15 protein-coding genes are annotated in these 15,065 nt (G+C 60.2%); 3 read left to right on the top strand and 12 right to left on the bottom strand.

Going from position 1 to position 15,065, the window contains the following annotated elements; all coding sequences use genetic code 11:
* Genes AB8B31_RS05120 through AB8B31_RS05110 form a run of 3 tightly spaced genes read right to left on the bottom strand, consistent with a single transcriptional unit; the run spans window position 1 to window position 5,211 of the window.
* The gene (locus tag AB8B31_RS05120; RefSeq protein WP_439007387.1) at window positions 1-3,051 is read right to left on the bottom strand and encodes an efflux RND transporter permease subunit; all 3,051 of its coding nucleotides are present in this window, start codon (window positions 3,049-3,051) and stop codon (window positions 1-3) included.
* Window positions 3,048-4,145, bottom strand: coding sequence for an efflux RND transporter periplasmic adaptor subunit (locus tag AB8B31_RS05115; RefSeq protein WP_439007386.1), 1,098 nt, complete (start codon window positions 4,143-4,145; stop codon window positions 3,048-3,050). Before AB8B31_RS05115 ends, AB8B31_RS05120 begins: the two co-directional genes overlap by 4 nt.
* Window position 4,146: 1 nt before the next feature.
* The gene (locus tag AB8B31_RS05110) at window positions 4,147-5,211 is read right to left on the bottom strand and encodes an efflux RND transporter periplasmic adaptor subunit (protein ID WP_439007385.1); all 1,065 of its coding nucleotides are present in this window, start codon (window positions 5,209-5,211) and stop codon (window positions 4,147-4,149) included.
* Window positions 5,212-5,331: 120 nt separating this feature from the next.
* Between AB8B31_RS05110 and AB8B31_RS05105 the strand changes: the two genes are divergently transcribed.
* Window positions 5,332-6,015, top strand: a complete 684-nt coding sequence (locus AB8B31_RS05105) for a TetR/AcrR family transcriptional regulator (RefSeq protein ID WP_439007384.1) — start codon at window positions 5,332-5,334, stop codon at window positions 6,013-6,015.
* 111 nt (window positions 6,016-6,126) lie between these two features.
* Here AB8B31_RS05105 and AB8B31_RS05100 read toward each other — a convergent pair whose 3' ends face one another.
* The 5 genes from AB8B31_RS05100 to AB8B31_RS05080 all read right to left on the bottom strand — a co-directional run bounded on the left by AB8B31_RS05100 (window position 6,127) and on the right by AB8B31_RS05080 (window position 11,049).
* The gene (locus AB8B31_RS05100) at window positions 6,127-6,861 is read right to left on the bottom strand and encodes a hypothetical protein (RefSeq protein WP_439007383.1); all 735 of its coding nucleotides are present in this window, start codon (window positions 6,859-6,861) and stop codon (window positions 6,127-6,129) included.
* 383 nt (window positions 6,862-7,244) lie between these two features.
* Window positions 7,245-8,138, bottom strand: coding sequence for a DUF2092 domain-containing protein (locus AB8B31_RS05095; RefSeq protein WP_439007382.1), 894 nt, complete (start codon window positions 8,136-8,138; stop codon window positions 7,245-7,247).
* A gap of 136 nt (window positions 8,139-8,274) precedes the next feature.
* Window positions 8,275-9,057, bottom strand: coding sequence for a 3-hydroxybutyrate dehydrogenase (locus tag AB8B31_RS05090; RefSeq protein ID WP_128402272.1), 783 nt, complete (start codon window positions 9,055-9,057; stop codon window positions 8,275-8,277).
* 26 nt (window positions 9,058-9,083) lie between these two features.
* A complete protein-coding gene (locus AB8B31_RS05085; protein ID WP_439007381.1) occupies window positions 9,084-9,842 on the bottom strand; it encodes an acetoacetate decarboxylase in 759 nt (252 codons plus the stop codon).
* A 28-nt stretch (window positions 9,843-9,870) separates the two neighbouring features.
* The gene (locus AB8B31_RS05080) at window positions 9,871-11,049 is read right to left on the bottom strand and encodes a patatin-like phospholipase family protein (protein ID WP_112906313.1); all 1,179 of its coding nucleotides are present in this window, start codon (window positions 11,047-11,049) and stop codon (window positions 9,871-9,873) included.
* A 183-nt stretch (window positions 11,050-11,232) separates the two neighbouring features.
* Here AB8B31_RS05080 and AB8B31_RS05075 point away from each other — a divergent pair, with 183 nt between their 5' ends.
* Both AB8B31_RS05075 and AB8B31_RS05070 read left to right on the top strand, forming a co-directional pair.
* A complete protein-coding gene (locus AB8B31_RS05075; protein WP_439007380.1) occupies window positions 11,233-11,919 on the top strand; it encodes a TetR/AcrR family transcriptional regulator in 687 nt (228 codons plus the stop codon).
* 126 nt (window positions 11,920-12,045) lie between these two features.
* A complete protein-coding gene (locus tag AB8B31_RS05070; protein WP_028733820.1) occupies window positions 12,046-12,495 on the top strand; it encodes a hypothetical protein in 450 nt (149 codons plus the stop codon).
* A gap of 250 nt (window positions 12,496-12,745) precedes the next feature.
* Here AB8B31_RS05070 and AB8B31_RS05065 read toward each other — a convergent pair whose 3' ends face one another.
* From AB8B31_RS05065 to AB8B31_RS05050, 4 genes are all read right to left on the bottom strand, one after another.
* Entirely contained in the window at window positions 12,746-13,321 is a 576-nt protein-coding gene (locus tag AB8B31_RS05065) for a histidine phosphatase family protein (protein WP_439007379.1), read from the bottom strand.
* 53 nt (window positions 13,322-13,374) lie between these two features.
* Entirely contained in the window at window positions 13,375-13,869 is a 495-nt protein-coding gene (locus AB8B31_RS05060) for an AAA family ATPase (RefSeq protein WP_439007378.1), read from the bottom strand.
* 67 nt (window positions 13,870-13,936) lie between these two features.
* The gene (locus AB8B31_RS05055; RefSeq protein ID WP_018449427.1) at window positions 13,937-14,413 is read right to left on the bottom strand and encodes a GNAT family N-acetyltransferase; all 477 of its coding nucleotides are present in this window, start codon (window positions 14,411-14,413) and stop codon (window positions 13,937-13,939) included.
* The gene (locus AB8B31_RS05050; RefSeq protein ID WP_439007377.1) at window positions 14,388-14,951 is read right to left on the bottom strand and encodes an AAA family ATPase; all 564 of its coding nucleotides are present in this window, start codon (window positions 14,949-14,951) and stop codon (window positions 14,388-14,390) included. The genes AB8B31_RS05055 and AB8B31_RS05050 overlap by 26 nt, the downstream gene beginning before the upstream one ends.
* Window positions 14,952-15,065: the final 114 nt, after the last annotated feature.

Here is a 15,065-nt window from a genome sequence, read left to right as displayed (position 1 = left end):
TCAGTGCTGCTCGGCTTCGCGAAGAATCCGGAACCAGGCGACGTAGAGCGCCGGCAGGAAGAGAAGCGTCAGCGCCGTTCCGACGACGATCCCACCCATCATCGCGTAAGCCATCGGACCCCAGAAAATCTCATGCGAGATCGGGATCAGGGCCAGAGTCGCGGCCGCGGCAGTGAGCATGATCGGCCGCATGCGGTGTTCGGTCGCCTCCACCACCGCCTTCCATGCCGACATTCCCTCTGCACGCAGCTCCTCGATCTGCACGATCAGGATCACGGAGTTGCGGATGAGGATTCCGACCAGCGCGAGCACACCCAGGAGTGCGACGAACCCAAGCGGCGAGTTGCTGGCGAGCAGTGCCACGACGACGCCGATAAGGGCCAGCGGCGCCACCGAGAAGACCAGGAACAGCCTGTGGAAGCTCTGAAGCTGGATCATCAGCAGCGTCGCCATGATGACGAACATAGCCGGCGCCACCTTCGCGATCGGACCTTGCGACTTGGCGCTTTCCTCGACCGCGCCGCCGATCTTGACCGAATACCCGGCCGGCATCGTCTTTTCGAAAGCTGAAACCTTGTCGGAGAGTGCCTTCACCACCGTCGCCGGCTGCGTCGCATCGCCGATCCCGGCCTTGATCGTGATGGTCGGAATTCTGTCGCGGCGCCAGATTGTCGGCTGTTCGAGCTCGTAGTGGAAGGTTGCGACCGATGACAGCGGGACGGATTGACCGCTGCTGCTTTGCAGTTGCAGGTCAAGCAGGGTGTCGATCGAGCCGCGCTCCTTTTCCGCGGCACGACCGATGACATCGACCAGATAGATGTCGTCCCGGACCTGCGTTACGGCATTTCCTTGTACGACAGTGTTGAGCGCCATTGCGATGTCCTGGGACGAGACGCCGAGCTGTCTGGCCTTGTCCTGCAACACGTCTATCTTCACGACACGGGCCGGCTCGTTCCAGTCGAAGGCAATGTTCCTGAGGGAAGGATAAGTGCCGACAATCGAGCCCAGCTTCTGTGCCAGGTCGCGCACCGTCTGCAGATTTTCGCCGGACACACGGTACTGGATCGGCTTGCCAACCGGAGGCCCGATGTCCAGAAGCTTCACGTAAGCGTCCGTTCCCGGAAACGTCTTCTGAAGGTAGGTTTCCATCTGCTGCTTCAGCTTGTCCCTGACGTCCAGTCCCTTGGTGACAATGACCGTCTGGCCGAAAGAAACGTCAGCCGGCTGCACGTCGAAGGAAAGAACGAAGCGCGGCGCACCCCTGCCAACGTATGTCGACCAATGCTCGATGCCAGGGTTGTCAGTCAGCATCTCATGCTCGAACTGGGCCATCTGGCGGCTCGTTTCAGCGATCGAGCTGTTCTGCGGCAGGTTCCAGTCGACGATCAGTTCCGGACGGTCAGAGCTCGGGAAGAATTGCTGTTGCACCATCGACAGGCCAACGATTGATCCAGCGAAGAGAAGGACTGTTGCGATGATCGTCATCCAGCGCCAGCGCAGGCAGAATTGCAGCACGTTCGAAAACGCCTTCGCAAACCAACCCTTGTGCTCAGCGTGCTTCTTCATTGTCTTTGGTAAAATGGTCACCCCGATCAGGGGCGTGAACACGACCGCGACCACCCATGAAACGACGAGCGAAACCGCAATGACGACAAAGAGCGTGAAGGTGAACTCGCCGGCGTTGCTCTTGTTGAAAGCGACGGGGATGAAGCCCGCGACCGTAACCAGAGTGCCGGTCAACATGGGAAACGCAGTCGATGTGTAGACGTAGGTGGCGGCCTTCGTGAGACTGTCGCCCGCTTCCAGCCGTGCAACCATCATCTCGACGGCGATCATGGCGTCGTCGACGAGGAGGCCGAGCGCGATGATCAGCGCTCCAAGCGAGATGCGCTGCAGCGATATGCCGGTGTAGAACATGACCATGAACGTGATGGCGAGAACGAGCGGGATCGCGATTGCCACCACCAGGCCGGCCCTCATCCCCAGACTGATGAAGCTGATCGCGAGCACGATCGCGACTGCCTCGAACAGAGCTTTCGTAAAGCCGCCGACTGCCTCCTCAACCACCTTCGGTTGGTCGGATACCTGTTCGACGGAGACGCCGACCGGAAGCTCCTGGGTGATTTTGCTCATCGTCTTGTCAAGCGCTTCGCCGAAGGCAAGCACATTGCCGCCCGTCTTCATGCCGATCGCGAGCCCGATGGCGGGCTTTCCGTTGAAGCGGAAGAGCGACGTCGGCGGGTCAACGTAGCCACGGGAGATGGTGGCGACGTCGGTCAGCGGGAAGAAGCGGTCGTTTACTCGAAGATTGATCCCCCGCAGGGTGTCTTCGGAGATGAAACGCCCGCCGACCCGCAAAGCGACTCGCTCCGGCCCCGTTTCGACAAAGCCGGACTGGGTTACGGCGTTCTGCGCCTGGAGCGTGGCAATGATGGCGGAGCGGTCGATGCCGAGAGCGGCGATCTTGCGGGTGGAGAACTCGAGGTAGATCACCTCGTCCTGCGCACCGACGATGTCGACCTTGCCGACGTCGGGGATGTTGAGGATCTGCGTTCGGGCACCCTCTGCGAAATCGCGCAGTTCTCTCTGACTGAGGCCGTCCGCCGTGAAGGCAAAGATATTGCCATAGACGTCGCCGAACTGGTCATCGAAGAAGGGGCCGACCACGCCTTGGGGGAATTCGTGCTTGATATCGTCAATCAAGTTGCGGACGCGCGACCAGGTGGGCTTTACGTCCCGTGCGTTCGTATCCGGCAGCAAATCGACGAAGACGATCGTTTGACCGGCAGTCGTAATGCTGCGGGTATGTTCCAGTTTGTCGAGTTCCTGGAGCTTCTTTTCGATGCGGTCGGTAACCTGCTGCGTCACCTCCTGTGCAGAAGCGCCCGGCCACTGGGCCTGGATCACCATCGTCTTGATCGTGAAGGACGGATCCTCCTCGCGGCCGAGCCCGAGATAGGCAAAGGCGCCCGCCGCCGCGAACATAATCATGAAGTACCAGACGAGAGAACGATGCTCGAGCGCCCAGTCAGAAAGGTTGAATTTGTTCACGGGCGTGGCTCCTGTCCGAGTTGCACTTTCTGTCCATCGGTGAGTTCATCGACTCCGGCGATGACGATCTCTTCCCCTTCCCGCAGGCCCGCTTGAACCAGGACAGAACGGGGGGCGGACGCCGGACCTTCCAGTTCAACCGCTCTCGGAGCGACAGTGGCTGTCGAGCGATCTACCACCCATACCTGGCTGGTGCCGCCTTCATGGCGAATGGCGGAGAGCGGCAGCGTGATCGCCTGCTTCCTTTCTCCGACAAGCGGCGTCGCGGTGACCACGGCGCCAAGGCGGAAGATGTCCGGCGCCTGATCGATCCCGATCTTCAGCCGATAGGTGCGGGTATTGGGATCGGCCTGCGGTGCGATCTCGCGGACCACGCCAGTCGCCTGGATCCTGCCGTCGAGCTGGAGGGCGACGTTGAAGCGGTCGTCCAGGCGAATGCGACTGAACTGCGTTTCCGGCATGTCGACGACCACGTCGCGCTGCTCGAGGCGTGCCAGTTTCAAGACCGGTTGGCCGGCAGAAACGGTCTGGCCCATTTCTGCGGACGTGGCGGTCACGACGCCATCGAACTCGGCCCTCAGCTCGGCGTAGCCTAGCTGCTCGCGCGCCTTCGCAAGGCTGGCCGTCGCTTTCGCAACATTGGCGGTAGCCGACTTGAGCTGCTGGTCGGCAAGATCGTGATCAGCAATGCTCGCTGCATTGCTTTGGACGAGCCTTCGCTTGCGGGTTTCCGTCGTCGCGGCGTTCTCGAACTGCGCCTGGGCGTTGTGGAATTCCGCCTCCGCGCTCGTGACCGCGAGCTGCAGAGTGAGCGGATCGATTTCCGCCAGGACATCGCCCTTGTGCACAAGGTCACCGACATCGACCTTGCGAGACACCATTCGCCCCAGCGTCCGAAACGCCAGGTCGGTCTCGATGCGGGCTCGCACCACGCCGGGCAAACTTACGATTTTGTCCTGTTCGGCCGCGGCCATGACGACTTTGACAGGGCGGGGAGCCGTCTCCTCCCCCGCAACGGAGCTCTGATCGCAGCCTGCAAGCAGCGACACTGACAGAAGAAGCGGGAGAGAGGTATATATGCGATTGAGGGTCATCTCACTTGCCTTCCCAGGCGACGGCCTGGCCTTCCTTGAGGAACTTTCCGCCTTCGGTGACGATCAGGTCTTGTGCGGCGACGCCGCCGGTGACGACGAAATCGCTTTGGCGATATCGGTCGACCGAGATCTTACGGAGCGAAACGGATTGGTTTTGAGTGTTGACGAGCCACACGGCAGGTTCGCCCCCGGCTGATGCGATCGCGGTATAGGGCAGCACGATTCCGTCGCGCGGCGAGGCGCGCAGCTTGCCCACGACAGGCGTTCCGAGCGGCCATGGCGCGCCGTCCTGGAGCCCCACCTTGATCCGGATCGTGCCTGCCTTCGCGTCTATGACGGGAGAGACCTCGCGAATGCTGGCGTGGACGTCGCTCGCAAGATCGGAGACCGGTGCGACCTCGACGTCGTTCAGCGGCCGGCCATCCAGAAAGAACGCCTCGAAGACGTCGAACACTGCGTCTCGTGGCCCGTCATGGGCGAGCGTGAAGGCCGACTGCGCTGCTGACACCACCTGCCCGGCTTCGATGCTGCGCGCCGTGATGATGCCGTCCGCGGCGGCCTTCAGCTCGGTATAGGACAGAGCGTCCTCTGCCGTCGCGAGCGCGGCCTCGGCGGCCTCGAGGGAAGCCTGTGCGCTCAGCAGCTCCTTCTGGGCATCATCAAAGACCGCCCTCGGAACGGCCTGCGACTGCAGGAGTGACTTCGCCCGGTCGAAGGCGAGCGTCTTCTGCGCAACGACGGCCTGCGCCGACGCCAGCGCGGCACGGGCGACGCTGACGTCCGCCTGCTGTTCCGTGTCGTTGAGCCGGGCGAGGACGTCGCCGGCGTGGACATGCGATCCGACGTCGACCCTTCTCTCAAGAACCCGGCCGCTGACGCGAAAGGAGAGTTCGGTCTGGACCCTCGCCTTCACCTCGCCGGTGATTTCCGCACCCGGCTGATACTGAGCCTCGGCTGCCGCGACGACGCGGACTTGCTGCTGCGGCGGCGCAACTTCAGCTTTCTCTTCGCAGGCAGCCAGGACTGCGCAGGCGAGACCAATTCCCAGCAATCGAAAGGACTGCATTTTTGCTCCTAACAGGCCATCGCCCGATGTTGACAACGCCCACTTAATAGCTAAAGTAGACGATGTCAACATCTCCGTCAGAAAATGTTGACACACGCAACATGGGCATGGGTGAAGCAGATGCGGTTAGCCGCCGGACAGCCGAATAATTCCAATTGGATGATGGAACGAGTTGTTAAAAAAACATCGCGGGCGGAACGGAAGGCGCGGCGTCCCCATGAAATACTGGAGGCCGCGTTCGAGGAGTTTGCGGCAAAAGGTTATGCGGCAACGCGAGTTGAAGATGTCGCAACCCGACTGCGGATAACAAAGGGAACGGTCTACCTCTATTTCCCGACCAAGGATGTTCTTTTCCAGGAGATGTTTCGTCACGCGTCGACGTCATCCGCAGACCTGTCGACCGCCATCGGCAGCCTTCGGGGATCCTGCGCCGATAGGATCCGCGACCTACTGCTTATCGCTTATGAAAATACGGCCAACGACCGAAAGACGAGAGAACTCCTGCGCTTGTCCGTCGCCGAAGGAACTCGTCTTCCCGAAATGGTCGATTGCCGTCATGAGCTATTCATCGCACCGACGCTTGCAGCCCTCACGGCCTTGGTCGAGGAAGGCGTGAAATCGGGAGAGTTGAGACATGATACGGCCACCGATACGCCTGACGTGCTCGCGAGTTCGATTTTTCAGATTGCCGTCTGGCATCTCATGCTTGCCGATCGAAAGCCGATCGACGGCAGGGCGCTTATGGAGGCGCACCTTAACCTCGTTATGAACGGGCTTCTGCGGCGTTCGAAACGAATGGCCTGATTTGGCGAGGTGCGTCAGGGCGGACGGAGCTGTGCAACTTTCGATGCTGGCAAAGGCCGGATACGTCGTGCGACGTATCCGGCCTTTGCCTCTTCCCACGCTGAGCTGAATCTAATTGCCGCTAGGAACGCGATTGTCATCCGACGGCGGGACTTCGCCCGTGACCGTGATGTTTCCCTGGATCTTATAGACGATCCGTAGATTGGCGGCCGCAGCCTGAAGCCAACCGACCGCATCCTCCGATGACCATGCCGTGCCCTCCGGTGGCAGGCTCTCAAACAGGCCGGCAATCAGCGGATTGACAGACTGGGACCTGCCATTGCCGCCGCTCTGGTTCGACCCGCCCTCTCCGCTGCCAACGGGCCGGTCGGAGCGGCTCTGATCGGAAGAGCTCGCATATTCCCCGCCAGATGAGCCTGAAGACCTGGCGTGAGACGAACCTGAAGAGCCCGCCTGGGACGAACCCGACGACGACGCGTCGGCAGAACCCGAAGAGGTGCGGTGGGACGAACCCGAGGACGCTGTGCCAGAGGAACCTGCAGCGGATCCAGACTGGTATCCGTCGGAAGAATATGTCGTTCCGCCGGTGCTGGAGGCGGCTGCCGCACCGGTGACGACGCCTGCCGCATACCCGCCCAGAACATATGCTCCGCGGCGATAGTATCCACGACCATAATCCCCACCGCCATACTCTCCGTCACCGTAGTCGCCGACGCCGTGGTCTCCACGACCATAGTATCCACGGCCAAAGTATCCGTTGCCGTTGCCGGAGACTTTGACATCGCCGGAATTGTTGACGGTGACATTGCCCGAGTCCTTTGCGGCGATGTTGCCGCCGGAGTTCATGAAGGTGCGGTTCCCGTTGATGTTACCGCCCGAGTTCAGCGTGTTGCGGATATTTCCAGACGCGTTACTCCCCCCGCGGCCAGGCCCTTCCGCCAATCGCCCCTTTGCGCCGCCGACACCTGGCATAAGAGTACGTGGGTTCGCCGGAGGGCGGTTCTGAGCGCTCACCGGCGGCCGACGGTGGTTCGCCATTGGTGGACGCGGAGTGCGGCCTATCTGCGGACGTGGGCCCCCGCTTGGCCCGCCCGACGGGAAATGCGGTGGCCCTCCAGACGGCAGGGACGGCGGGCCGCCAGGGGGCGGCGCAAACTGACCGAAGGCAACGTCCGATGTGATGGCCGTTAAAGCGAGAAAAGCAAGGCAGGTGCGCTTGAGATGGTTCATCACTTCCTCCCCTCGGTTCCCGACGCGACGGCTGGTGTCGGGTCGATCTTTTTCACATCAGCAGGAGGTTCAAAGGTGAATTCGGAGTCGGACAGAGGGGGCTCGGTCGTCCAACTGGTGAATTCGGCAACAAAGCTTGGTTGGCCCTGCAGCAACGGGTAGGTGACGACCAAGCGATGCGGCGTCGCCGCGTCATTCTTCTCGAGCCACAATTCCACATCGATGCCGGACTTCTGTGAGAAAAGCAGATGCCGGCACTCGACCCCGTCGATGGTAGCCATGCCCACCTGCTCGGCCGCCATGGCATCGCCCAGCAGCACTTCGTCTGGAGAGCCCGCAAAAAGGACGCCGAGCGGAAAATCGAGGTCCAGCTTGTCTGCGATCTCGTCGAGCGCGGACGATATGTCGCCCGACGCGGGGATCGTCATGTATTTCTTTCTGTCGGGAAAGAAGACCGAGGCCGCCTTGCCGTCGTAGAAGAGATCGTGTCTGCCGTCATCGCCGATAAACTCGACGGCGATCCGATCGGGCCGGCGGGCGGCGATTTTGATCGTATGGAAGATGTGAAGCGGTTGTCCGAATTCGTCCAGATAGACGCTGATCGTTCTTGCCGTGACCGACAGGTCCCTGGCGTGCAGCGTCTTTCCCATCTGCGAAACGGCGGTCGCGGCCTCGTCGCTGATCGCTGGCTTGAACGGAGGTGTCGGTTCATCCGCGCGGGCTGTCGGCAGTGTGGCGAATCCCACAAGAATGCCGAACGCGGCAGTCTGCCCGACATTCCGCAGTATCGCAGTCACTCCACGCACGCTTACGCCGTCGACAGAGCGGTTCGTTGCCACCGAAGGTCGCCGGGCCTTCGCGAGGGCCCGCCGCAAACCATTACAGACTTCCATGTTCATTTCCTTTGATACTAATCCAGATAGCGCGAGCCTACTGCGGCTCGTCGCGAGGTAGAGTTGGTCCGGGGTGTTGGAGCGTTTCTGTCGCACGGCGCCGCAAAGGGTGTCGTCCGTCTGTCCGCAATCGATCCTACTGCATGAACCAGCCGTGGCTCACGACCAGCGACTGACCCGTCACGGCATTGGACTTGGCCGCCGCGAAATAGAGAACAGCGTCGGCCACATCATCGGTGCTGGTAAACTCGCCGTCGACCGTATCCTTGAGCATCACCGTCTTGACCACCTGCTCCTCGCTGATGCCGAGCTCCCGTGCCTGCTCCGGGATCTGTTTGTCGACGAGCGGCGTGCGCACGAAGCCGGGACAGACGACGTTGGCCGTGACGTTGTGCTCGGCTCCCTCCTTTGCCAGTACCTTGGCCAGTCCGATCAGTCCGTGCTTGGCCGTGACATAGGGCCCCTTCAGCTTCGAGGCTTCCTTGGAGTGCACGGAACCCATGTAGATCACCCGGCCATAATTGGCGGCATACATGTGCTTGAGGCACGCGCGAGTGGTCAGAAAGGCGCCGTCGAGATGGATCGAAAGCAGCTTTCTCCAGTCGGCAAAGGGAAAGTCGACCAGCGGCTTGACGATCTGGATGCCAGCATTGCTGACCAGCACGTCGATCTTGCCGAACCTGGCGATCACCTCGACAACGGCCTTTTCCACCTGCTCTTCGTCGGCGACGTTCATCGCCACCGCGAATGCATCGCCGCCCTTGCTTTTGACCTCGGCGGCCGTTGCGTTCGCGGCGTCAAGATTGAGGTCGGCGATCACGGGAATGCCGCCTTCGGCAGCGAAGCGAAGCGCGATCTCCTTGCCGATGCCGCTCGCGGCTCCGGTGACAATCGCCACTCTTCCATCAAATCGAGACATGGATAGTTCCTTTCAGTTGCGGGAGATCAGTCGTTTTGGAGGTAGTCGAACACGACCTCGCCGAGGCCGAGCGTCAGGTCGGCGATATAATGGCTGGCCGACGTGACCTCCCGCACGGGCAGCCGCGCGACATCGCACATCGCGTGTTCAAACAATTGCAGGGCTGCCGGGCCGGCCCATGCGCCCTTCAGGGTCACATCCTCGAGATAGTAGCGCACGAGTTCGCAAATCCGGGGCGAACCGTCGACGTGCGGGATGATCTTCAACATGAAGGCGGGCTTCGCCATTGCCTTGGCCAGCGGCTCCAGCGGGAACTCGCGATGCTTGTAGCCCATGGTCGCCCTCACGCAGAGAACCGAGCCATAGTGCAGCGTTCCGACGAGCGTCTCCTGCTCGTGCGACAGTTTCGGCGTTGCCAGCTTCTTCGGAAAGCCCCAGATCTCACGGCCGCCGGCGATCGGAGAGCTGTCGTCAAGGTACATGGCATGCACGTAGCTGCCTTCCTGCACCTTGCCCGATGGCGTCGTGAAGCGCACCGGAATGACCTGCCCGGTTTCCGTATAGTCCCCGAAGCCGGTCGAATCCGGCATGCGGATGAATTCATAGGCGACGGTGTCGCCGATCACTTCCAGCGGCTCCGGCACGACGGCGCGCAGGGCCTCCGGATTGGTCCGGTAGTTGATGACGACAAATTCGCGGTTGTAGAACTTGTAGGGTGGCCTCGGATAGGCCGGATTGTTGAGCGGCATCGCGAAGGCATTTTCGCGGACTGCGGCGATCTTCATGGTCGTGCTCTTCTCTTTGGGTGAAATCTCAATCGAAGTCGAAAATGGCGACGCCGTCCGGCGTGCCGGGCCGCTGCAGCACCTCGGGGTGGCGCAATGTTTGAAGGGCGTCGTTGTAGCCGGAGGCCCAGTGCTCCTCCATCGTCAGCCGGGAGAACTCGTAATCCTTGGAGCTCGCTTCGTATTTCTTGGCGCGATATATGAGTTGGACGATGTTGTAGACCTTCTCGTCGGCCTGATCGACGAGCAGCTTGATCTCCGGATCGGCTTGCAGCAGAGCGTCCTGCGGGACGAGTTCGACCAGATGGCCGAGTGCGCGGCGCAGCCGCTGCTGCGTCTTGAAATGGTCGGTCGCCGCGCGCGTGCGGCTCGAGAAGCGGATATCCTTCTGCCGCAGTTCGATTCCGAGAAGGTCACGCGGGAACTCGCCACTCGCGCTCCAGAGATCGACTTGAAAGGCCAGGGTGTCCTGGCGCGGCGCGTTATCGAGGACCCATTGCAGCGGCGTGTTCGATATGAGGCCGCCGTCCCAGTAACACTCGCCGTCGATCCTCGTCGCCGGGAAGCCAGGCGGCAGGGAGCCGCTCGCCATGATATGTTCGGGGCGGATATCGTGGGTCGTGGTATCGAAATACTCGAAGTTGCCGGTGCGTACGTTGACGGCGCCGACGCTGAAACGCATGGCCCCTGTATTGATGCGGTCGAAGTCCACCAGCCGTTCCAGCGTCGCCTTCAGCGGTGCGACGTCGTAGAAGCTTTCCGCCTCGATGCTGCCGGCGGATGAAAAGAAAGGTGGCACCGGACGGGGCCTGAAGAAGCCCGCGGCGCCGTCCATAAGGGTGGCGAAGGCATGTGCCTGATTGAGCAGGCCACGCGCGAAATCACCCTGGAGCCCCATCGCCCCTAGCATTGCCGAAAACAGAGTGGGAAACCCGTGAGCCGGGGCGGTTACCGTCTCCCAGAAGCTCCTGAGCGCCTCCACTCGTCTTTCAGGCGGATTGCCGGCGATCAGAGCGCTGTTGATGGCACCGATGGAGATGCCGGCGACCCAGTCAGGATGCAGACCGGCTTCGGCCAGTGCTTGATAGACGCCGGCCTGATATGAGCCGAGCGCCCCCCCGCCTTGCAACAACAGCGCGATACGCTCGAATGGCGGACGCTCCGCTATGCGGTGCCTCTTGTTTATGACGGGATGTTGAGCGGCCATCAATGTACCTTTTTTGTTGTAGCGTCCGTAGGCGCCGATCGCGTGCTCGTATTGCGCCGAAATAGTAGGCGGAACGGGCACGCCACATGTTGACAACGCCCACTTAAAGATGAGAGTAGACAATGTCAACATCGCACAATCAAAAATGTTGACACGAGCAACTTAAAAACCTAATGGACGAATATGACCAAAGATATTTCCACCACAGAGCAGCGCCCGTATCATCATGGCGACCTGCACAGGGCGATCGTAGAGGCTGCACTGGATGTCCTCAGCGAATCCCAGAGCACGGAATTTTCGCTTCGGGAGCTCGCCCGACGAGCGGGCGTCAGTCACAACGCCCCCTACAAACACTTCGCCGACAAGCGCGAATTGCTGGCCGCCGTCTCGGCAGTCGGATTTGAGCTCCTTGCGAAGCGGATGGCCGATGCGACGAAGGAACTCGACAGTCCGCGCGAGCGGCTGGCAGCTATAGCGCGCGCTTACGTTTGCGGCGGCGTCAACAATCCAGCGCTCTACAGATTAATGTTCGGCGGCTACCTTGGTGGCCAGGACAATGGGCGCCCTGCGATCGAGAGAACTGCGGCCTACAGCATGAAAGCCGTTGTGGTAGAGGCGATATGCGACGGCGCTCTTGGGCGCCTCATTCCCAACACCGCGGCAAACACGCGTACGATCGATGGTGCCATTCTAATATTCTGGTCGCAAATGCATGGACTTACCTTGCTGCTGGTAGACAGCCTCGTCGGCCCCAGCGGCAAGATTGAGGAGCTGAGCGCGGGCGTGTTGCAAGGCATGCTCGACGGATTGGCGAATTGTATCCCGGAAATACCAGTCGGCGTGTGGGTGGGGCCTCCGCTTGCAGAGTAGAACCTCCCAAGCCTCGCGCTGGTAAACCTTTGAATTTTTGACCAGCACGCCTGGGCATTGGGGCTGGTCGGCGATCCGCCCTGTTATTTACGTGTCGCGCGCGGCTCGTTCCGAGAGGAGAATCTCATGGACGCATACATCTCTGCTCTGATGGGTCTCGCCGGCATCGCGATTGGCAGCCTGACCTCATTTGCCAGCACGTGGATGACGCATCGATCACAGGTGAAGGAAAAACAACGCGAGGTCGAGATTGCCAAGCGCGAAAAGCTGTTTTCGGATTTCATCGCCGAAGCCACGCGGCTTTACGGTGACGCACTAAGCCACCAGAAGGACGACGTTTCCGATCTCGTGCTGCTTTATGCACTGGTCGCTCAGATGCGTCTGATTTCATCCCGTTCGGTCGTGGACGCAGCCGAACTGGCGATGGCAAGGATCGTCGAAACCTATTTGACGCCCAATCGCTCGCTCTCTGAAATCCGCGATCTTGCCCGTTCCGGCGCGATGAACTTTCTCCTCGATTTTGGTGAGGCTTGCCGGGCCGAATTGGCGACAGGACGCCTGGCTACCAGACGGTAGGATTTTACGGAAATCACCAGCAAAGCTACAGTCAGCCACGTTCGCGCAAGCCAGCCAAGTGAAGGAAGACGCGCGGCCGCGGCCACACCTCGACGTCGCCGGCGATCAGGCGCCACTACGAGCGCAGTTTTCGTCTAGTGTCAATCATCTCGAACGCGCGCGACTAATGGTTACGGGATCACCATCCTCGCCGCTTAGTGGAGCGCAAGCAACGCGGACGGAAGCTATGTTTGGGAGGTTGCCTAATCGGTCATCGGTCCGCCGGAGTGTCCGGTACATCGATAATCTTCATTTCGTTCCCGTCCAGCACTACGGCAGTCGGCATGGAAAGACTTCGCCAGAACGCCAGCGGATCGACCCTGAGAACCCGAGCGGCGTAGATCGACATGGCGGTGCCATGTGTTACGATCATTAAGTCGCCACTCGGTCGGGCTTTTCTCGCTCGGGCCACGGCTTGGTCCATTCTATTGAAAACCGCATCTGCGCTTTCGTCGCCAAATGTGAGCTGGTGAGGATGCTCCAACAGTCTGGTGATGCCTGCTTCAAAATCAGTTCGCGCAATATATCCTACCTTGGATCGGTCGTGTTCCCGCAAGTCAGAATCAAGACAAACGGGAAGAGCCAGACGATCAGCAATCAAGGCAGCGGTTTGATGCGCTTTCTTTTCAGGACTGCTGCGTATTTCCTTTACGCGGAATCCGGAGAGGTATTTTGCCAACTCGATCGCGGCTGCCTTACCCGGTGCACTTAGGTTCCAGTCGATAGACGGTGTATCTCCTTCAATGGAAGGGAGACTGTGACGAACGAGAACGATCCGAGATTCCATGGTTTCGATACCGGTTCGTCGTTGATTGGTGGCAGGTTGGTGTAATTTCCTTCTCAGTCGCCAAGTCGGTCGATCAGTTCATCAACAGCCGCTTCCACCGTTTTCGAAGCGGTATCGATGACGACTGCATCGGGCCATTCGTCATAGGCTCTTTCGCAAGTCGCTTGCCATGTCGGCTTCACCAGGCCTTCGACGTCGGTGAGGCGCGTTTCAACACGGTTGCGATGCTCGGCTTTGTCCGAGCAAACGACCTCGACCTCCGCCGCCGTCACCCCAGCGGCTTGCGCGACCGAAAGCCACGCTGACCTGGTTATCCGAAGCGGGTTGACGGAGTCGGCAATAACAGTCCTGCCAAGGGTCAGATTGTCTCCGGCAATACCGTAAGCCACAATATAGCCTGCAGGCCCGGCATCATCGGCAATTCCGGAGGCACGGATTGCTTGCTCGATGGTATCAACGCGCACATGGACCGCATTCAACCGCTCAGCCAAAGCGCGGGCAATCGTCGTCTTTCCACTGCCAGGCAGACCACCGAAGATAATGAGCATCGTGACCTCGTCGTTTTTGGAGAGGCTCCACGAGAACGTCAGAGCAGCTCGCGGTCAGCGCAATACTTCACCATTGAGGCCTGGTTCGCAATTCCTTTGTCAGCACCGGGTTTTCACCACCGGCCTCAATGACAGCCCATCCGAGCGCTTCGTAAAACCCCACGGCGTCTCGCGCCGCATTCACAAGCAATCTCTTGACCCGGTGTTGTGATGCGAATTTTTCGAGGCCTGCCATGAGCATCCGGCCGTACCCCTTTCCCTGGCGTTCCGCCCTGATTGCGACCGTCCGCACACATGCTGTCTGCTCGCTCATCAGGTCAAGACGAGCCGCACCGACCGGAGTGTTTTCAAGCAGAAGCAGCAAAGGGAAATGTCCATCTCTTCGATCATCGGGATGGTTCGCATCATAGCCAATCAACCCGCGGGCCTCGAAGAGGACGGCGCGGCGGATGTCGTGGTAGGCATTCCAGTGTTCATCCGCAAACACCTGGACGACCATCCAGGCGTCTTCGCCCTCGTCATTCGGAAATCTGGGCTCTTTCATCGGCGGCCTCGTCGATGCTGGTGGACAATCTGTCGGCAAAATCGGTGACTGCCTCACGGCTCGATAACAGGAACTTCGGACGGGTAAAGACCGAGAACAATCGTGCGTGCGTCTCCCATGAATTCCAGTTGTTCGTTCTACTCCTGTATTCGGCCACCCACTTCAAAAGGCCATCGAATTGCGTTTCGGTCTCGCCGCCTTGGATGCCTCGAAGCTTGATGTTGGCGATGCATTCTTCCTCCGGCAAATCAATCCAGACCAGGATCGTCGTGCGGTTGAGGACGATGTTCGCCAACTGCCCGTAAACGCCCTCCATGACCCAAGCATTACCTTCGGCCGCCGCCTTGACCATCTCGTCCCGCAACGCTCTGTCGCGATCGATGCCGTAGCGCCCCGGCTCCCAATGCATGTCATCAAGGTGGACAACCGGATGGTGAAGCTGCTCACCAACACGACGGGCGAGCCATGATTTACCCGCGCCGCCATTGCCCATGATGAGCATGCGGTCAAATGTGGCCGAGGGATTGGGAAACGTCATCGGCAACTCCGAGGACTTTGCGCTGATGCTGGTTTGTGTGACCTTAGCGCGAGATATTGAATGCTTTCAAATCAAAATTGAGCGCGCGCCATCCTCGCAGTTGTGTCCGCTTGA

The organism is Rhizobium sp. 62_C5_N11_2 (assembly GCF_051811185.1).
Lineage (GTDB): Bacteria > Pseudomonadota > Alphaproteobacteria > Rhizobiales > Rhizobiaceae > Rhizobium > Rhizobium leguminosarum.
This window is presented reverse-complemented; position numbering and strand designations above follow the sequence as displayed.